The sequence below is a fragment of the Lelliottia jeotgali genome (genome assembly GCF_016771845.1).
GTDB lineage: Bacteria > Pseudomonadota > Gammaproteobacteria > Enterobacterales > Enterobacteriaceae > Enterobacter > Enterobacter jeotgali.
Genome location: NZ_JAENMQ010000015.1, coordinates 95,630 through 114,621 on the forward strand (window position 1 = coordinate 95,630; position 18,992 = coordinate 114,621).

Annotated in this window: 19 protein-coding genes; 5 read left to right on the plus strand and 14 right to left on the minus strand. The window is 55.0% G+C overall.

The annotated features are described in order from the left end of the window. Positions 1 to 39 precede the first annotated feature (39 nt). From gntR to JBO43_RS20865, 3 genes are all read right to left on the minus strand, one after another. Positions 40 to 1,035 carry a gluconate operon transcriptional repressor GntR gene (gene gntR / locus JBO43_RS20855; RefSeq protein WP_095283749.1) on the minus strand — a complete coding sequence of 332 codons (996 nt, stop codon included), beginning with the start codon at positions 1,033 to 1,035 and terminating at the stop codon, positions 40 to 42. 227 nt (positions 1,036 to 1,262) lie between these two features. Beyond that, positions 1,263 to 1,958 carry a pirin family protein gene (locus tag JBO43_RS20860; RefSeq protein ID WP_095283750.1) on the minus strand — a complete coding sequence of 232 codons (696 nt, stop codon included), beginning with the start codon at positions 1,956 to 1,958 and terminating at the stop codon, positions 1,263 to 1,265. A 123-nt stretch (positions 1,959 to 2,081) separates the two neighbouring features. Beyond that, positions 2,082 to 3,119 carry an oxidoreductase gene (locus JBO43_RS20865; protein ID WP_202674961.1) on the minus strand — a complete coding sequence of 346 codons (1,038 nt, stop codon included), beginning with the start codon at positions 3,117 to 3,119 and terminating at the stop codon, positions 2,082 to 2,084. Between the two features lie 415 nt (positions 3,120 to 3,534). On the opposite strand from JBO43_RS20865, the gene yhhY reads away from it, so the two are divergent. Continuing rightward, positions 3,535 to 4,023 (plus strand): N-acetyltransferase, encoded by a 489-nt coding sequence (gene yhhY / locus JBO43_RS20870; RefSeq protein WP_202674962.1) that lies wholly within the window; start codon positions 3,535 to 3,537, stop codon positions 4,021 to 4,023. Between the two features lie 92 nt (positions 4,024 to 4,115). Here yhhY and ggt read toward each other — a convergent pair whose 3' ends face one another. Beyond that, the gene (ggt, locus tag JBO43_RS20875) at positions 4,116 to 5,861 is read right to left on the minus strand and encodes a gamma-glutamyltransferase (RefSeq protein ID WP_202674963.1); all 1,746 of its coding nucleotides are present in this window, start codon (positions 5,859 to 5,861) and stop codon (positions 4,116 to 4,118) included. Positions 5,862 to 5,983: 122 nt separating this feature from the next. On the opposite strand from ggt, the gene JBO43_RS20880 reads away from it, so the two are divergent. Beyond that, a complete protein-coding gene (locus tag JBO43_RS20880; protein WP_103949402.1) occupies positions 5,984 to 6,361 on the plus strand; it encodes a DUF2756 family protein in 378 nt (125 codons plus the stop codon). Here the strand turns inward: JBO43_RS20880 and ugpQ are convergent. The 10 genes from ugpQ to livK form a co-directional block, all read right to left on the minus strand. Continuing rightward, positions 6,342 to 7,091, minus strand: coding sequence for a glycerophosphodiester phosphodiesterase (gene ugpQ, locus JBO43_RS20885; protein WP_095283754.1), 750 nt, complete (start codon positions 7,089 to 7,091; stop codon positions 6,342 to 6,344). The genes JBO43_RS20880 and ugpQ overlap by 20 nt on opposite strands. Beyond that, positions 7,088 to 8,158, minus strand: a complete 1,071-nt coding sequence (locus JBO43_RS20890) for a sn-glycerol-3-phosphate import ATP-binding protein UgpC (protein WP_095283755.1) — start codon at positions 8,156 to 8,158, stop codon at positions 7,088 to 7,090. The genes ugpQ and JBO43_RS20890 overlap by 4 nt, the downstream gene beginning before the upstream one ends. Position 8,159: 1 nt before the next feature. Continuing rightward, a complete protein-coding gene (ugpE, locus tag JBO43_RS20895) occupies positions 8,160 to 9,005 on the minus strand; it encodes a sn-glycerol-3-phosphate ABC transporter permease UgpE (RefSeq protein ID WP_103947380.1) in 846 nt (281 codons plus the stop codon). Further along, positions 9,002 to 9,889, minus strand: coding sequence for a sn-glycerol-3-phosphate ABC transporter permease UgpA (ugpA, locus tag JBO43_RS20900; RefSeq protein ID WP_095283757.1), 888 nt, complete (start codon positions 9,887 to 9,889; stop codon positions 9,002 to 9,004). Before ugpA ends, ugpE begins: the two co-directional genes overlap by 4 nt. Positions 9,890 to 10,048: 159 nt before the next feature. Then, complete coding sequence (gene ugpB / locus JBO43_RS20905) at positions 10,049 to 11,365, minus strand: sn-glycerol-3-phosphate ABC transporter substrate-binding protein UgpB (RefSeq protein ID WP_095283758.1); 1,317 nt, start codon at positions 11,363 to 11,365, stop codon at positions 10,049 to 10,051. A gap of 302 nt (positions 11,366 to 11,667) precedes the next feature. After that, entirely contained in the window at positions 11,668 to 12,381 is a 714-nt protein-coding gene (livF, locus tag JBO43_RS20910; protein WP_095283759.1) for a high-affinity branched-chain amino acid ABC transporter ATP-binding protein LivF, read from the minus strand. A gap of 1 nt (position 12,382) precedes the next feature. Further along, positions 12,383 to 13,150: a high-affinity branched-chain amino acid ABC transporter ATP-binding protein LivG gene (gene livG / locus JBO43_RS20915; protein ID WP_095283760.1), complete on the minus strand. Its 768-nt coding sequence runs from the start codon at positions 13,148 to 13,150 to the stop codon at positions 12,383 to 12,385. Further along, complete coding sequence (livM, locus tag JBO43_RS20920; protein ID WP_095283761.1) at positions 13,147 to 14,424, minus strand: branched chain amino acid ABC transporter permease LivM; 1,278 nt, start codon at positions 14,422 to 14,424, stop codon at positions 13,147 to 13,149. The genes livG and livM overlap by 4 nt, the downstream gene beginning before the upstream one ends. Then, entirely contained in the window at positions 14,421 to 15,347 is a 927-nt protein-coding gene (gene livH / locus JBO43_RS20925; protein ID WP_095283762.1) for a high-affinity branched-chain amino acid ABC transporter permease LivH, read from the minus strand. The genes livM and livH overlap by 4 nt, the downstream gene beginning before the upstream one ends. 169 nt (positions 15,348 to 15,516) lie before the next feature. Further along, on the minus strand, positions 15,517 to 16,626 hold the full coding sequence (gene livK, locus JBO43_RS20930; protein WP_095283763.1) for a high-affinity branched-chain amino acid ABC transporter substrate-binding protein LivK: 1,110 nt from the start codon (positions 16,624 to 16,626) through the stop codon (positions 15,517 to 15,519). A gap of 424 nt (positions 16,627 to 17,050) precedes the next feature. On the opposite strand from livK, the gene panM reads away from it, so the two are divergent. The 3 genes from panM (at position 17,051) to JBO43_RS20945 (ending at position 18,780) form a co-directional block, all read left to right on the plus strand. Then, positions 17,051 to 17,434: an aspartate 1-decarboxylase autocleavage activator PanM gene (panM, locus tag JBO43_RS20935; protein WP_202674964.1), complete on the plus strand. Its 384-nt coding sequence runs from the start codon at positions 17,051 to 17,053 to the stop codon at positions 17,432 to 17,434. Between the two features lie 214 nt (positions 17,435 to 17,648). Beyond that, entirely contained in the window at positions 17,649 to 18,353 is a 705-nt protein-coding gene (locus tag JBO43_RS20940; protein ID WP_202674965.1) for a hypothetical protein, read from the plus strand. A gap of 10 nt (positions 18,354 to 18,363) precedes the next feature. Next, entirely contained in the window at positions 18,364 to 18,780 is a 417-nt protein-coding gene (locus JBO43_RS20945) for a WapI family immunity protein (protein WP_103947386.1), read from the plus strand. Positions 18,781 to 18,992 lie beyond the last annotated feature (212 nt).

Consider the following 18,992-nt stretch of genomic DNA (forward strand, 5'->3'; position numbering starts at 1 on the left):
GCGAAGTGAATAAGTGTGAGCTACTTCAAATTTGTCAGACTAAATTGATCCACCCGGTGACAAGGTGAAACCTAAATCTAACATTTTAGGTGTTACAACTTCACCTCGAATGCGCGCCAGCAGGCGTTCTGCACCGATGCGGCCCATACGTTCGCGCGGCGTCAGGACACTCGCCAGACGCGGCTCCATCACCTGCCCGATATCGTGACCGTGGAAGCCAGCAATAGCGATATCGTCAGGGATTTTTAGCCCCAGACGCTGGCATTCAAAGGCCGCGCCGACCGCAAGGTCATCGTTGGTACAGAAAATGCCATCAAGCTGCGGATACTCCCGGCGTGCCTGGCGCATGAGCTCAATACCGGACGAATAGGAAGACGACTGCTCAACCATCACGCTGTACGGCGTTAAGTTCGCGTCGAGCATGGCCTGCTCATAGCCCTTCTGTTTGATGATAGTACGTTCATCGAGACGTGCGCCGAGATACGCCACATGGCGATGACCGCGTGCGAGGATGGCGGCTGTCATTTGACGTGCGGCTTCGAAGTTATCGAACCCAACGGCGATATCCAGGCACGGCGATTGGCTGTCCATCAGCTCGACCACCGGAATACCGGCGACTTCGATCATCTTCAGGGTGCGAGGCGTGTGCGTACGTTCGGTTAAGATCAGGCCGTCGATGTTCCAGGAAAGCATCGATTCAAGACGTTCTTCTTCCAGTTCCGGTTTGTATCCGTAGTGCGCGAGCATGGTTTGATAACCGTAGGCGTCGGTAACGCTTTCGATTCCGCGCAGCACTTCGGCGAAGACCTGGTTAGTTAAAGAAGGAAGCAGAACACCGACCGCACGGCTGGTGGCATTGGAGAGAATATCGGGCGCGCGGTTGGGGATATAACCCAGTTCATCGAGAGCAGCGGCAATCTTGCCACGCAACGCCAGGGAAACCTGTTCCGGGTTACGCAAAAAGCGGCTGACCGTCATTTTGGTCACGCCGACGCGATCGGCCACATCCTGAAGTACGGGTCGTTTCTTTTTCATCGTCCTGAGAGAAGCCTTTAATGAGACATTCTCTCAGTTTATCACGGACAAAGGCCAACCTTCCCCTGTCAAATGTGGAAGGTTGGCCTTTTATCATAATTAATACACTAAATCATTCGAGTTGCATCAAGGCGGCAACGCAGCAAATCCCCGGGAGCGTACATAAGTACGCGACCGGGGTGAGCGAGGAAAGCCAACGAAGATGCGGCTTGAAGGATGACGTGTATTTATACTGGCGGCAGATCAAACAGCAGTATTTCACTTTCGCTGTCGGCATGAACGGACAACGCCTGCTCATCCCAAATCGCCAGACCGTCGGCGGTGGTGGCTTTAGTCCCGTTGATGGTGACTTCGCCTTTCACTACCTGAATCCACACGCGGCGGTTCGCAGCAATCTGATGCACAGACTGTTCGTTTTTCGCCAGCGCCCAACGGTACAGCTCCATATCCTGATGCACTTTCAGGGAGCCATCACGCGCATCCGGGGAAAGTACCAGCTGTTTGCCCTGCAGGGCGTCAAAGCGGCGCTGCTCGTAGCGCGGCGTGATGCCGGTTTCTTCTGGAATGATCCAGATTTGATACAGGTGCAGTTTTTCGGTTTTGCTCGGGTTGTACTCCGAGTGACGCACCCCGGTACCGGCGCTCATAATCTGGAACTCGCCAGCCGGAACCTGCTCTTCGTTACCCATACTGTCTTTGTGCGCTACGGCGCCTTCCAGCACATAAGTCAGGATTTCCATGTCTTTGTGCGGATGGGTACCGAAGCCCTGACCTGCGTCAATCACGTCATCGTTAATCACGCGCAGCGCCGAGAAGCCCATGAAGTTCGGGTCGTAATAGTCCGCGAACGAGAAGGTATGCCATGAGTCCAGCCAGCCATGATTTGCGTGACCACGATCGCCTGCTTTACGTAAAAAGATCATTGTTTTTCACCCCAGTTCGTTTCGATGGAGTAAGTGTGGACGCAAACGGCCAGGGATCATAGAGGGTGAAAATTGACTCCTCTGTTCAAAAATTATGAACAAGCCCAGAGGAGTCTTTTTAGCTTACTTCGCGAGGGTAATCGTGGCCGGAGAAGCCTGCTCGAACCCGCGTTCAAGGATCTCCAGATTGGTCAGAACTTCAGATTCCTTGACGTAATTCGGCGCACCTTCGGTGAGGGTGGCGAACAGCGCATCGTAGACGCGGCCATAGTCGCCGGTTTCCGGTGTAAGCTCCTCTTTCACCGTCACGCCTTCGCGATTGACGTACTCCAGTTGGCCTATCGATTCATCCGCCGCAAAGCCCGGTTCGCCCGGCATGATATTGGCCTTCAGGCTGGTTTCCTGCTGGTCGATGCCGTATTTGATAAACGAGCCGCGAGTGCCGTGCACGATAAATTTCGGGTAATCGGTTTTCACCAGATGGCTGGTTTTGACGATGGCTTTCAGGTCGCCAAAGAACAGCTGCGCTTCAAAGGTGTCGTCCGGGTTGGCTTTGTTGCGCAGGCTGCGAATGTCATACGACACGTGATCCGGGCGGCCAAACAGGGAGATTATCTGGTCCATCGTATGCACGCCCAAACCGTAGAACGCACCGTCCTGAGGCAGACCAGGCTTGGTTTCCGCCACCGGGCGATACATGTCGAAATGGCTTTCGATCTCAACGATATCGCCCAGTTTCCCGCTCTCAATGGCCTGTTTCGCTAACAGGAAGCAGGTATCAAAGCGACGGTTCTGGTACGGCGTGACGGTCAGCCCTTTGCTTTTTGCCAGCGCAAACAACTCTTTGGCTTCAGCCATTGTCGGCGTGAAAGGCTTTTCCACCAGCACGTTTTTGCCTGCTTCCAGCGCGCGTTTCGCGTACTCAAAGTGGCTGTCAGCGTGGGTGCAGACGATCACCAGTTTGACCTGCGGATCGTTTAAGACCTCATCAAGATCGCTGGTGAAATGAATGTGGGAATACTGTGGGGACTGCTCTTCCGGCTTCGCATGGCGGCGGAAGATATGCGCCACATGCCAGCTGTCTTTACGGTTGAGAACATACGGAAGGTGATAGCGGGTGGTGCTTTTACCAAATCCAATAAATGCGCAATGTAATGTCATGGCTCAGTCCTTGTTAAGGTTGCTGGGACTACCATAGCGCAAGTTTTCCCATCGCCCCAACAAATGCTCGCGCATCAGCCGTCGGCGACGCAGACAGTTTGCGCACGGCAAGCGCGCAGCAACCGGAGCGTACTTAATGTACGTGAGGATTGCGAGCACTTCCCGGGGGCAAAGTGGCAAGTAAGCCAGGCTGAAACAGGATAAAAAAAAGCCAGCGCTAGGCTGGCTAAAGTAATACTGGAAGCAATGTGAGCAATGTCGTGCTTTCAGGTTTCCGTAGAGGTCTTCCTGAACGCGAGACAATAATAATCATTCTCATTCGCACTTGTCCAATACTTTTTGCAAAAAAGTGAGTTGACTCACCTTTCAAACTCCATGATGTTAAAGAGGACATTAACCTAACGAGGATGAAGGAATGAGTGAGATAGTGATACGCCACGCTGAACCGAAAGATTACGACGCGATCCGTCAGATCCACGCCCAGCCGGAGGTGTACCACAACACACTACAAGTTCCTCATCCGTCTGAAGAGATGTGGCATGACCGGCTAACGGAACGCGTCGGCGTCAAGCAGCTGGTCGCCTGTATTGACGATATCGTGGTCGGGCATCTGTGCATCGAAGTGACACAGCGCCCGCGCCGCAGCCACGTGGCGGATTTTGGCATTTGCGTGGGGGCGCAGTGGCACAATCGCGGCGTCGCCAGCGCGCTGATCCGCACCATGATTGATATGTGTGACAACTGGCTGCGCGTTGATCGTATTGAGCTGACGGTGTTTGTCGATAATGAACCGGCGATCGCGGTGTACCGCAAGTACGGTTTTGAAATCGAAGGGACCGGCAAAAAATATGCTCTGCGCAACGGTGAGTATGTGGATGCGTATTATATGGCGCGGGTGAAATAATCGTTGCGAATTGCCGGGTGGCGCTGCGCTTACCCGGCCTACGTTCGTGCCGTTGTTTGCCGGGTAAGGCGAAGCCGCCACCCGGCAAACAATCAGTACCCTGCCGTCAAATCATCCACCGACCGCGGGTCCGATGCGCCAGAAAGCGTTCCGTCGGGCGCGACCACAATACTCTGCGTACTGCCCATCGCCTCTTTCACCACCACCTTCTGCCCGCGCTGCTCCAGCAGTTTGATGGTGTCCGGGCTAAAGCCTTTCTCCACGCGCAACTCATCCGGCAGCCACTGATGGTGGAAGCGCGGTGCGTTGGTCGCTTCCGCCACGTTCATACCAAAATCGATGCTGTTGACCACCATTTGCAGCACCGTCGTGATAATACGGCTCCCGCCAGGACTGCCCGTCACCAGCCAGGTTTTACCGTCTTTCACCACGATGGTCGGTGACATCGACGACAGCGGACGTTTCTTCGGCCCGACGGCATTCGCATCGCCGCCCACCAGCCCATAGACGTTCGGCACGCCCGGTTTGGCGGAGAAATCATCCATTTCGTTATTGAGCAGTATCCCGCTGTTCCCCGCGACAATCCCAGTGCCAAACACGGTGTTGAGCGTGTAAGTCACCGCCACCGCGTTACCGTCTTTATCCACCACCGAGAAGTGGGTGGTCTGATTGCTTTCATACGGCGCGAGTTTGCCGGGGCGGATCTGGCTCGACGGCTTAGCCTTGTTGATATCAATCTGATCCGCCAGCGATTTGGCGTAGGCTTTGTTGGTCAGCGCCTGCCACGGCACTTTCACAAAATCCGGATCGCCGAGGTATTCCGAGCGGTCGGCATAGGCATATTTTTCCGCCTCGGCCATCACCTGCATCGCATCGGCGCTACCAAAGCCAAATTTGTGCATATCGAAGTTTTCAAGAATATTGAGGATCTGCACGATGTGAATCCCACCGGAGGACGGTGGCGGCATGGAGAACACTTGATACCCGCGATACTCTCCGCTAATCGGCGTGCGTTCCACCGCTTTGTACTCCGCCAGATCCGCTTTGGTGATAAGCCCCCCGTTCTTGTGCATCTCGTCGGCAATCTGGTCGGCAATCGCCCCTTTGTAGAAGGCGTCTGGGCCGTTTTCGGCAATCAGTTCCAGGCTTTTGGCGAGATTTTTCTGCACCAGCTTATCGCCCTTCTTCAGCGGTTCGCCGTCTTTCCAGAAGATGGCTTTGCTGTTTTCGTGATTCGGGATCACTTCGCTGCCGTAGGTTTTGAGATCGTCCGCTAACGCGTCATTGACCACAAACCCGTCGCGCGCCAGTTTGATCGCTGGTTGCACCACTTTATTCAGCGGCAGCGTGCCGTATTTTTCCAGCGCCAGCGAGAAGCCAGCGACCGTACCCGGCGTGCCGCTCGCCAGATGCGAGGTCAGGGATTTTTTGCTGTCCGGGTTGCCCTGATCGTCAAGGAACATATCGCGCGTGGCCTGATTCGGCGCCATTTCACGGAAGTCGATAGAAGTGGTTTTGCCGTCTTTGGTGCGCAGCAGCATAAAGCCCCCGCCACCGAGATTCCCCGCCTGCGGATGCGTTACCGCCAGGGCATAACCCACGGCGACGGCGGCGTCGACGGCATTACCGCCCTGTTTGAGAATATCCACGCCGACCTGCGTAGCCATCGCATCAACGGACGCCACCATCCCCTGCTTCGCCCGCACGGGATGGAAAACATCTTCTTCCACGCCGTAGGAGACTGGCGGTGCGGCAGGCGGATTCGCCGCCACGGTAAATGTGCCGCCGGCCATCAGCGCAGCGATCGCTACCCAGCGCAAAAACGTTGGTTTTATCATTGTTGTTCTCCAGGTGAAGGGAGCCAAATTCCCGTTTAAGCCTGGTTCACAACTCCTAAAAAATCATCGTGGTGGCGGATTCGAGGTAAACTTAAGAGAAGCCTCAGAAGGAGGAAATGACAATGAAACGTTTACTGATCTTAACGGCACTGCTTCCGTTCGCCGTGCTCGCACAGCCACTCAATACCATGAACAACCCGAACCAGCCGGGATATGAAATCCCGAGCCAGCAGCGGATGCAGACCCAGATGCTGGGCCAACAGCAGCAGCAAAAAGGGATGTTGAATCAGCAGTTGAAAACCCAGACTCAGCTTCAGCAGCAGAGCCTGCAAAATCAGATGAATAACAACACGCAGATGATTCAGCAGGGCCAGCCGCGGGTGCAGCCGTTGCCGAATCCGAACGGTGGGATGTTAAGCGGCGGGACGAGCAGCGGTCAGCAGCAACATATGCTGCCGCCACGCTCGAACGGCGATATGCTCAATAATCCGCAGAATTAAAGTTCGGGCCAATCACGTCAATCGCATCGGTGCAGATGCAATCCACGCCCCAGCGCAGCAACTCCGCTGCACGCTGGGGTTTATTCACCGTGTAAACCAGGATGTGCAATCCAGCATCCTTCAGCATCTTCACGCGCGCCTCATCCAGCAGACGATGGTTCAGGTGGATCGACACGCAATCTAAGCGGGTGGTCAGCTCGCGCCAGTCGTCACGCCATTCGTCCAGCAATAGTCCGCGCGGCAGTTCCGGTGCAGCTGCTTGTGCTGCTTCGAGGGCGTCGATTTCAAACGACGACAGCAGCGGTGCGGTCATCCCCTCCCACATTTCGCGCGCGGCCAGCGCAATCACTTTCCCGGTGAGCGGCCCGGTGCCGGTGGTCGGTTTGATTTCGATGTTGGCCATCATCCCGTGCTGACGACAGCGGTCTGCCACTTCCGCCAGCAACGGCAGCGGTTCGCCTTTGAACTCGCCGCTGAACCAGCTTCCGGCGTCCACTTTCAGCAGATCGCGCCACGGCAGATCGCCCGCCACACCCCAGCCGTTGCTGGTGCGCTCAAGGTTATCGTCGTGCAACAGGAAAATTTCGCCATCTTTCGACAGCTTGGCGTCAAATTCAATCATCTGATGACCGTAATACGCGCCCTTATCAATCGCTGCCAGGGTGTTTTCCGGTGCTCGTTTCCCGCCGCCACGGTGGGCGACGATGTGAGGATATGGCCAGTTACTCATACGCGTTGTCCTGTTTCACCATCAAATAAGTGCAGGTGATTTTCCGGCAGATGCAGCCACAGCGTGCTGCCCGCCTTTGGGCGTTCCTGATGCGCGAGGCGCACCACCAGCTTTTGATCGCCCCAGCGCCCGTGCGCCAGGTTGTCCGCACCCAGCATCTCCAGCGTGTCCATCACCAGGGGCACGCCGCCTTCCGCCTGCGAGCTTAGCGCAATATGTTCCGGGCGGATACCGAGCGTCATTTTACGCCCGGCGTAGCCGCGATAAAACCAGTTCACCGGCAGCGCCATACCGCTATCCAGCTCAAAATGGGTCCCCGCGTTGCTGATGCGCCCTTCCAGCAGATTCATCGCCGGGCTGCCGATAAAGCTGGCAACGAAGCGGCTGGCCGGTTTTTCGTACACTTCTACAGGCGTACCGATCTGCTCGGCGATGCCTTTGTTCATCACCATCACGCGCTGGGCGAGGGTCATCGCTTCGACCTGATCGTGGGTGACGTACAGAGAGGTGGTTTTCAGGCGACGATGCAGATGCTGCAGTTCGAGGCGCATCTGCACGCGCAGTTTAGCGTCGAGGTTGGAGAGCGGCTCGTCGAACAGGAACACCGCCGGATCGCGCACGATCGCCCGGCCCATCGCCACGCGCTGGCGCTGGCCGCCGGAGAGCTCGCGCGGGCGACGTTTCAGCAGCCCATCCAGCTCCAGAATGCGCGCGGCCTCTTTCACTTTCTCTTCGATATGGCCCTTGCCCATCCCGCGGATTTTCAGGCCCCAGGCCATGTTCTCTTCCACGCTCATGTGCGGATACAGGGCGTAGTTTTGGAACACCATCGCGATCCCGCGATCTTTCGGTTCCATTTCGGTCACGCGCTGGCGGTCAATCCAGATATCACCGCTGGTCACGCGCTCAAGCCCGGCCACCATACGCAGCAGCGTCGATTTCCCGCAGCCGGACGGGCCGACCATCACGATAAATTCGCCGTCCGCCACGTCCAGCGTCAGGGGTTGAATCACCTGGGTTTTGCCGTCCCAGCTTTTGGTTACTGCCTGTAATTTTAATCCAGCCATCTTATTTCTCACTGTCTACTAAACCACGCACGAACGCGCGTTGCATGGCTAAAACGATAACGACCGGGGGAATCAGCGTGAGCAGCATTGCCGCCATCACCTGGTTCCAGAGGGTGGTGCCTTCGCCGGTAGCGATCATGCCTTTGATGCCTGCCACGGCGGTGCCGAGATTGACGTCCTGCACAATCAGCAGCGGCCACAGATACTGGTTCCAGCCGTAGATAAAAGTGATCACAAACAACGCCGCGAGATTAGTTTTGGAAAGCGGCAGCACGATGTCGCGGAAGAAACGCATCGGCGAGGCACCGTCGATGCGCGCGGCTTCAATCAGCTCGTCCGGCAGGGTCATAAAGAACTGGCGGAACAGGAAGGTCGCGGTCGCCGAGGCCATCAGCGGCAGGGTCAGGCCCGCGTAGCTGTCGAGCATTCCAAGATTGGCGATCACTTCCACAGTCGGGAAGATACGTACTTCGACCGGCAGCATCAGGGTGATAAAGATCATCCAGAAGAACAGGTTACGCAGCGGAAAACGGAACCAGACGATAGCGAAGGCCGAGAGCATCGAGACCACGATTTTGCCGACCGTAATGCTAAACGCCATGATGAAGCTGTTGAGCATCATCAGCCAGAACGGCGCGCTGTTAACCCCAACGCCCTGGGTCCAGATGGTCGCCATATTCTCGAAAAGATGGCCGCCGGGAATGAGCGTCATCGGCGTGTCGAAGACCGCTTTGGTATCCAACGTAGCGGCAACAAAGGCCACGTAAAGTGGGAACAGAATGACGACGATCCCGAGAATTAACATGGTGTGGCTGAAAATCGTCAGCCCCGGACGGTTCTCAATCATTGGTAGCGCACCTTACTTTCGACATAGCGGAACTGAACCACCGTCAGCACAATCACCAGCCCCATCAGTACCACCGACTGCGCGGCAGAAGCTGACAGATCCAGACCGGCAAAGCCTTCGCGATAGATTTTGTAGATAAGCGTGGTGGTCGCTTGCACCGGTCCACCGGCGGTGGCGGCGTCGATCACCGGGAAGGTGTCGAAGAAGGCGTACACCAGGTTGACCACCAGCAGGAAGAAACTGACCGGCGCAATCAGCGGCAGCGCCAGTTTGAAGAAGCGGCGAATCGGCCCAGCGCCGTCAATCGCGGCGGCTTCAACCAGCGATCGCGGTATGGATTGCAGCGCAGCAAAGAAGAACAGGAAGTTGTAGCTGATCTGCTTCCACACCGAGGCGAAGACCACCAGAAACATCGCCTGCCCACTGTTTTGCGCGTGGTTCCAGTCGTAGCCAAATTCACCGAGGAAATGGGTAATCAGCCCACGCCCTGGGTTAAACAGGAAGATCCACAGCACGGCGGCAACGGCGGGTGCCACGGCGTAAGGCAGCAGCATCAGCGTCTGATAAAGACGGCTGCCGCGCACCACGTAATCGACCAGTGCGGCGAAAAACAGCGACACCGCAAGGCCGCTGAACGTCACCAGGGCGCTGAATTTGATCGTCGTCCAGAAGGAGTCGAGGTAATAGCTGTCGTGCCAGAGTGCGGCGAAGTTATCCAGCCCAACAAACTGGCTGGAGAGCCCGAACGGATCGACGCTTTGTACCGAGTACCACAGCGCTTCGCCCGCAGGCCAGATGAAAAAGATAACGGTGATAATCAGCTGCGGGGCGACCAGCAAATAGGGCAGCCAGCGCGAACGGAATACCGGACGGGATGATGACATAGAGGGACTCTTTTCCAGAAAACGCCGGGTGGCGGCTTCGCCTTACCCGGCCTACAAGGTGCATTTTCTCCCTCTCCCCGTGGGAGAGGGTTGGGCTGAGGGCATCAGCCCGCATTAAACCTGTAGGCCGGATAAGCGCAGCGCCATCCGGCAAAAACATTAAGACTTGGTCGACTGCTCAAAGCGGCGCAGCAGCTGATTCCCGCGCTCTACTGCGGAATCCAGCGCCTGCTGTGGCGTTTTCTTGCCGGTCCAGACGCTTTCCAGTTCTTCATCCACGATGGTACGAATCTGCGGCATGTTGCCCAGACGCAGACCTTTGGTGAACGGTAACGGCGGCTTGTTCAGCATCTGGCGGGTGGCGATATCCGCACCTGGGTTTTTGTCGTAGAAGCCCTGCTCACGTGTCAGGTCGTAGGCGGCTTTGGTGATCGGCAGATAGCCCGTCTTCTGGTGCCACTCGGCAGCAATTTCTGGTTTTGCGAGGAAGTCGAGGAACTCCGCCACGCCTTTATACGTACCGTTGTCTTTGCCCTGCATCACCCACAGGCTCGCTCCGCCGATGATGGCGTTCTGCGGTGCGCCTTTGACATCCGCGTCGTAAGGCATCATGCCCACGCCGTAGTTGAATTTGGCGTAGTGACGGATATCCGCCAGCGATCCGGATGAAGCGGTGGTGATGGCGCAATCGCCGTTGTAGAACTTCTCGGTGGATTCGTCTTTACGTCCGAAGTAGCTGAAATCGCCTTTCTTGTTCAACGCTTCCAGCAGGGCGATGTGCTTCACCTGCTCCGGCTTGTTGAACTCGAGTACCGCGTCGGTACCGTCAAAGCCGTTGTTTTTGGTGGCGACCGGCAGACCGTGCCAGGCGCTAAAGTTTTCGATCTGGATCCAGCCCTGCCAGCCGCTCGCATAGCCGCACTTCATGCCTGCTGCTTTCAGTTTGGCGGTGTACTCGGCCAGGTCTTGCCAGGTTTTCGGCGGCTGATCTGGGTTCAAACCGGCTTTTTTGAAGGCGTCTTTGTTGTAGTACAGAACCGGCGTGGAGCTGTTAAACGGCTGGGAAAGTAAATGCCCGGTTTTGGAGTCGGTGTAGTAACCGGAAACCGTTGGCACGAACTGAGATTCATCAAAGTTAATGCCCGCGTCTTTAAACACTTCATAGACCGGTTTGATCGCTTTCGAGGCCATCATGGTGGCAGTGCCGACTTCATACACCTGCAGCAGCGCCGGTGCGTTACCGGTACGGAACGCCGCGATACCCGCGCTCAGACTCTGTTCGTAGTTACCTTTGTACACCGGCACAATTTTGTAATCCGGGTGGGTATCGTTGAAACGCTGCGCCAGGGAATCAACCTCTTTGCCCAACTCCCCTTCCATCGAATGCCAGAACGGAATCGTGGTGACAGCCATTGCGTTCGTCGCAAAAGCCAGACCGATTGCCAGACCCAAAGCTGTGTGTCGTAACGAAGTCATTGTCATCTCTCTTTATTGTGCCGGATGCGCGATATCACGCGTTTTATGCTCGCGAGGTAACATGACATGCTCGAATGACAGAAAAATAACTGTTTATTTACAGAATGATGACAGACGGGGGTCAGGGGGATGATGGAATAGTGACGGGGATGTGGCAGTTTAGAAGGTGCTGTCTGGTGCCCTCACCCCGCCCTCTCCCACAGGGAGAGGGAGAAAACATAAAAAACGGCAACCTTTGGTTGCCGTTTCGCCTGGAACTCGTAGGTCGGGTAAGGCGAAGCCGCCACCCGGCATTTCACAAACTAACCGCCCAAATACGCACTCCGCACCGCTTCGTTCGCCAGCAGCGCGTCGCCGGTATCGGAAAGCACCACGTGGCCGTTCTCCAGCACGTATCCGCGATCCGCGAGCTTCAGCGCCTGGTTGGCGTTCTGCTCGACGAGGAAGATGGTCATCCCCTCTTTGCGCAGCTGCTCGATGGTGTCGAATATCTGCTGGATGATGATCGGCGCTAAACCGAGCGATGGCTCGTCGAGCAGCAGCAGACGCGGCTGACTCATCAGCGCACGGCCAATGGCCAGCATCTGCTGCTCACCGCCGGACATGGTGCCTGCACGCTGAATGCGGCGCTCGTACAAACGCGGAAAGAGTTCATACACGCGTTTAATCCGGGTCTGATACTGCTCGCGCTCGGCAAAGAAGCCGCCCATCGCCAGGTTTTCTTCTACCGTCATCCGGGAAAACACCCGGCGGCCTTCGGGAACAATCGCCACCGCTTCACGCATAATTTTGGCGGTCTGCCAGTCGGTGATGTCTTTACCGTCAAAGACGATGCGCCCGCTGGTGGCACGCGGATCGCCACACAGGGTACCGAGCAGCGTGGTTTTCCCCGCGCCGTTGGCCCCGATGAGCGTCACGATCTCGCCCTGATTGATATGCAGGCTGACGTCGTGCAGGGCCTGAATCTTGCCGTAGTGGGCATTCACCTTGTCAAAAGATAACATCGCTTTTTCCATTTTATGCCTCACCCAGATAGGCGCGGATCACGTCCGGGTTATGTCGAATTTCATCCGGCGTGCCGTTCGCCAGCGGCGTACCCTGGTTCACCACGTAGATACGATCGGAAATGCCCATCACCAGTTTCATGTCGTGCTCAATCAGCAGAATGGTGGTGTCGTGATGATTGCGCAGCTCGACGATCAGCTCGTCCAGCTCTTTGGTCTCTTTCGGGTTCAGACCGGCAGCCGGTTCATCGAGCATCAGGATTTCCGGCTGCGTCACCATGCAGCGGATAATCTCGAGACGACGCTGATCGCCATAGGCCAGGTTGCTCGCCTGACGGTTAGCGTGCTGCAACAGGCCAATACGATCGAGCCAGGTGGCAGCGCGATCGAGGGCTTCGCTCTGCGCACGGCGGAAGGCCGGGGTTTTCAGCAGGCCGGAGAAAACACCGCTTTTCAACTGCTGATGTTGCGCCACCAGCAGGTTTTCAATCACCGTCATTTCACGGAACAGACGCACATGCTGGAAGGTACGCACCACGCCCATGCGGGCAATTTGCTGGCCCGGCAGCCCCTCAAGATGCTGATCGCGCAGCATGATGGTCCCGCCGGTCGGCTTGTAGAAACCGGTCAGGCAGTTGAACACCGTGGTTTTCCCCGCGCCGTTCGGGCCAATCAGGGAGACGATCTCTTTCGGGAACAGGTCTAGCGAGACATTATTGACCGCCAGCAGGCCGCCAAAACGCATCATCAGACCGTTTACGGATAATAATGGCTGACTCATGCCTGCTCTCCTTTCGCTTGCCCGTTCTTCAGCTTCAACTGTGGACGGGTCATCGGCAGCAAGCCCTGCGGACGCCAGATCATCATCAGCACCATCAAACCACCCAGCATTAACATGCTGTATTCGTTAAAGTCGCGCATCAATTCGCGGGAAACCACCAGCAAAATGGCCGCGAGGATCACCGCAAACTGCGAACCCATCCCGCCGAGCACCACGATGGCGAGCACGAAGGCCGATTCGGCGAAGGTGAAGGATTCCGGGCTGACGAAGCCCTGACGCGCGGCAAACAGGGTTCCGGCAAAACCGGCGAACGCGGCGCTGATGGTAAAGGCGGTCAGCTTGATGCGCGTCGGGTTCAGGCCCAGGGAGCGGCAGGCGATTTCATCTTCGCGCAGGGCTTCCCACGCGCGACCCAGCGGCATGCGCAGCAGACGGTTAATCACGAACAGCGTAATGACCACCAGCAGCAGTGCCACCAGATAGAGCCAAATCACGCGGTCGGACGGGTCGTACTTCACGCCGAAGAAGTTGCTGAAAGTATCCCAGCCCCCTTCCCGCGCGGAACGGCTGAACTCCAGGCCGAAGAAGGTCGGTTTCGGGATCTGGCTGATGCCGTTCGGGCCGCCGGTCACTTCGGTATTGTTCAACAGCAAGATACGGACGATTTCGCCGAAGCCTAAAGTCACAATCGCCAGGTAGTCACCGCGCAGGCGCAGCACCGGGAAGCCGAGCAGGAAACCGGCGGCGGCAGACACCAGGCCCGCCAGCGGCAGACAGGTCCAGAAACCGAGGCCGTAATAGTGGTTCAGCAGCGCAAAGGTGTAGGCACCGATGGCGTAGAAACCGCCGTAACCGAGCACCAGCAGGCCAGACAGACCGACTACCACGTTCAGGCCGAGGCCCAGAATCACGTAGATCATGGTCAGGGTGGCGATATCCACGGTCCCGCGCGAGACCATAAACGGCCACGCAACAGCAGCAACTAACAGCGCCACCAGGAACAGTTTCTGTTTAACGGAGGAACCGTCGATGGCAGGCAGCACGAATTTCGGGCCGGAGACGTTTTTCAACGTCTTCTGGAACACCGGACGCAGCAGCTGGAACAGGAACACCACGGCGGTGCCGACAAACACCCACTGCCAGCGGATATCGGCGGCGGTATCGACCACCAGTTTGGTGCCATCCAGTTCTAACTGCACGCCCATAAAGACGCCCGCGAGGACGAAGAACATGGCGGCAGAGAGGAGCGCCATCGCAAAATGCATCGGTTTCATACTTTCTCTACCTCCGGACGACCCAGGATCCCGGTAGGCATCACCAGCAGCACCAGAATCAGCAGCGCGAACGACACCACGTCTTTATATTCGGTACTCAGGTACGCCGAGGAGAGCGCTTCAGCAACGCCCAGAATCAGGCCACCGATCATCGCGCCAGGAATACTGCCGATCCCACCCAGAACCGCGGCGGTGAAGGCTTTCATCCCAGCCATAAAGCCGATGTACGGGTTGATCACGCCGTAGAACTGGCCGAGCAGCACGCCCGCGACGGCGGCCATCGCCGCACCGATCACAAAGGTCAGGGCGATCACGCGGTCGGTGTTAATCCCGAGCAGGCTGGCCATTTTCAGATCTTCCGCGCAGGCGCGGCAGGCGCGGCCCATGCGGGAGTAGCGGATGAAAATGGTCAGTGCCAGCATCGCCAGGAAGGTCACAATCCAGATAACCAGCTGCATGGTGGTGATGGACGCCGAGAAGTTTTCGCTGGCACCGACAATCCACTGGCCGTTGAACAGGCTTGGCAGCGCCACGTCGCGCGAGCCTTCCGTCAGGCTGACGTAGTTTTGCAGGAAGATGGACATCCCGATGGCGGAGATGAGCGCAATCAGTCGCTTGGAGCTGCGCACGGGCCGATAGGCCACGCGCTCGATGCTCCAGCCGTAGGCGCTGGCAATCACAATCGCACCGACAAAACCGGCACCGACCAGCAGCCAACTGCTGTCGATGCCCATCATCATCAGGGCGGCGATGATCATAAAGGAGACATAGCTGCCGATCATATACACCTCGCCGTGGGCGAAGTTGATCATGCCGATAATGCCGTAAACCATGGTGTAGCCGATGGCGATCAGCGCATAGGTGCTTCCCAGCGTGACGCCGTTAAACATCTGCTGCAAGAAATAGAGAAACTGCTCGGACATAAGGGAACCTTTTTAGACCCGCAGGACGGGATACTGAACCCACTCTAAATAATTCGAGTTGCAGGAAGGCGGCAAGCTGGCACACCCCCGGGAGCGTACACGAGTACGTGACCGGGGTGGGCGAGCGCAGCCAACGCATCTGCAGCTCGAAGTATGACGAGTGGTTGTCTTATTTGGCTACCGAGGAAGATCCATCGGCGTGCCACTGGAAGACACCAAATTCAAATCCCTTTAGATCGCCTTTCTCATCCCAGTTCAGCGGCCCAATCACGGTATCAGCACCATGAGCTTTCAAATCTTTGACTAAATCCAGCGGTTCTTTGCTGCCGGTACGTTCCAGGGCAGTTGCCAGAGACTGCACCGCCGCGTAGGTGATCCAGACGTAAGGACCGCTCGGATCTTTCTTCTGCGCTTTGAGCGCCTCTACGATAGCTTTGTTCGCCGGTTCCTGGTCATAGCGTTTTGGCATCGTCACCAGCATGCCTTCACCCGCATCGCCCGCGATGTTCGACAGGGACGCGTTACCCACGCCTTCCGGGCCCATGAACTGGGTTTTCAGACCGGTCGCGCGTGCCTGGCGCAGCATCTGACCCATTTCCGGGTAGTAGCCGCCGTAGTATACGAAGTCGATGTTCTCTTTTTGCAGACGGGCCAACAGCGCAGAGAAGTCTTTCTCACCGGCGGTGATGCCGTCGAAGAAGACCACGTTCGCGCCACCTTTTTTCAGGCCATCCTGGACGGAACGCGCCAGGCCTTCGCCGTATTGCTGTTTATCGTGAATGATCGCGATGCGCTGCGGCTTCACTTTTTCGAGGATGTACTTCGCAGCCGTCGGCCCCTGAGAGGAGTCCAGACCGGCGGTACGCATGATGTGTTGATAGCCACGCTGCGTCAGCTCCGGGTTCGTGGCTCCTGGCGTAATCATCAGAATGCCTTCGTCTTCGTAGATATCGGAAGCAGGCTGAGTCGAGGACGAACACAGGTGGCCGATAACGTACTGAATGCCATCGTTAACGATTTTGTTGGCTACGGCGACGGCTTGTTTTGGGTCACAGGCGTCGTCGTATTCCACGCCAACCAGCTTATCCCCTTTGATACCGCCTTTGGCGTTGATGTCTTTGATCGCCTGACGCGCGCCGTTGAACTCCATATCGCCCCACTGGGCAACCGGACCGGACATGGCACCGACGACGGCAACTTTAATGTCTTCCGCTATGGCTGCCTGCGAAATCGCTAATGCAACCATTCCCGCGATTAATGCTTTCGCGTTCCTTTTCATCTGTGAATCCCCATTCGTGACGTGATGTATATATTTTGTTTTATTATGGTTAAAAAGCATTCTGTACTTTTAATGAACAACGCTATTTTTACCAGTGCCTTTAATGGTTTAGCGCAGTTTTTCACTAAAAACCAGACTAAAATCTCTATTTTTCAGGCGATTAAGCAAAGATAATATTCTGAAATCAGACAGAGATAAACAAATAAAAGTGCAGTTTGCAGCATAAAATAACGGTACAAAGCGCCGAATAAAACACTGCCTTTCAGGTTAAAATTCTGCTTAATTTTCGATCCATGCATTTTCACACTGCACATTGCGCTGCTAAAAAAGTAATCACCTGGAGAATGGTTTAAAAAAGGGGAAGCCGCTGGCGAGATAAATTGAGTACACTGCCTTTATTCTTTTTGATTTGGACAAGCAGCTAATGAAACTGACCATCCTTCGTCTGGTGTCCTTTAGCGACCAGGATCACATCGACCTGGGCAAGATCTGGCCGGAATATTCCCCTTCTTCACTGGCCGTGGATGAAACCCATCGTATTTATGCCGCCCGCTTTAACGAGCGTCTGCTGGGTGCGGTGCGCGTGACGCTGAGCGGAACACAAGGCGCGCTGGATTCTTTGCGTGTGCGCGAAATCACCCGCCGTCGCGGCGTGGGGCAATATTTGATTGAAGAGCTTACCCGCGATAATCCGGCGGTGTCATGCTGGTGGATGTCGGATATCGGTGTGGAAGACCGCGCAGTGATGACCGCATTTATGCAGGCGCTGGGGTTTGTCGAGCAAGAGAATGGATGGGAGAAGCGTTAGCTTCAATGCGATCCCTTTAATCTCTAAGGCTAGTCCCCCTGAATCTTATCATCGATGGGGGAATTCCCACCCAGTCGCGCTTATCCGATAAGTCCAGCTCACATCCCTGCTGAGAAATATTCAGGTAATACCGATAAAAAGCACGTATTCATCTTTTATTTTCAAAATTAAATATTATTGTTAGCTGAATTTAATAAATCGGCAGAATTCATTCATGAGTGATATAAATTACGAGCATTTAAATGATGTGCATTATGGAATGCATTATAATTTCACCTCCCCACTAGAAGACGACGTTTTCTTTTCTCTCATCCCAGAAAGAAACATCCCTGAATCCTACTCACCCATTATTGATGAAGAAAATGGATTGTGTATAGGTTATCTCAACAAAGGCCTATCAGACCTTTATGATATTTATGATTACAATGGTCAGTATGTTACGAAGATGGAACTGCCGTTAGAACATCCATGGATAGACCCTTTGGATTTGGTATTTGCGGCAGCTTTAATTTACAAAGCATTCCGATTTGGCTTGTTCTCGTTTAAGGCAATAACCCAACGCGGATTCTTTGTCGAGTTTGAATCCTTACTCGGCGACGGTATCATGAATATCCTTCGCGGAAGGCTCAATGCGGGGTTGTCCCCTGAAGCATTAAAATTCACCCCAAAAGCGGCACAACATATGAAAGAACCCGCCCGGTACGTTCCCGTTTACATTCAAGAAAAAGCGCTCCGCTATGGAAGAAGAATGCCGGATCTACTTCGAAAATCGGACCTCAAAACAGCTCGCTATGAAATAGGCATTCGTCGATCCAGGTACAATAAAAATTTAGGAAGCTACGAGAACAAAGATTATACTCTTGAAGTTATCGTCGATGAGAGAACCTGGACCATAACGCATTTTGCTTACAAAGATTGAGGTAATTAATGTGTTGCAGATTATTCATAATGAAGTCACCTTAGCGATAACGCCATACGAAAAACTGACTAACACATCCGAAAAAGGATTTTATCATGAATATTTAAATATGTATGTCGAGTTCAAATCTAAAGGAATAAGTTTGGACACCATTTGGGATTGCTATATCGGAGAGCTTGAGGAATTTCATACACAATTAATAGAATTACGAGACAACATTGTTGAAAAAGAAATCACCTTCAGCCCAATGGAAGGAATGATTTCACTAACTGTGGGTAAAAACATACAGTCCCATGAAAGTTATTATTTAAAATTCAAGCTATCGACAGAAGTGCGCTCTGATATTTTTGTTGAGGGCATTATCGGAATGGATCAGACCTATATCCATGAAATTATTCATGGGGTTCGTCAGTTGATCAATTTCTGATTCCCCTAGCCAGCGTCTGGATATCGCACAGTTCGTTCTCAAAAAGGCCATGAATCTGTAATCATTATCAGAGAACCCTCTCCCATTGTACGGTCCGGGGACATGGTAGACAGGTGTTCGGGGACATGGTGAACACTATTTAACATCCTTTACCCATGGTGATCGACTTTTTCTTCAGGTCGATCACCCCCACTTTCGTGCTGTACCACCAC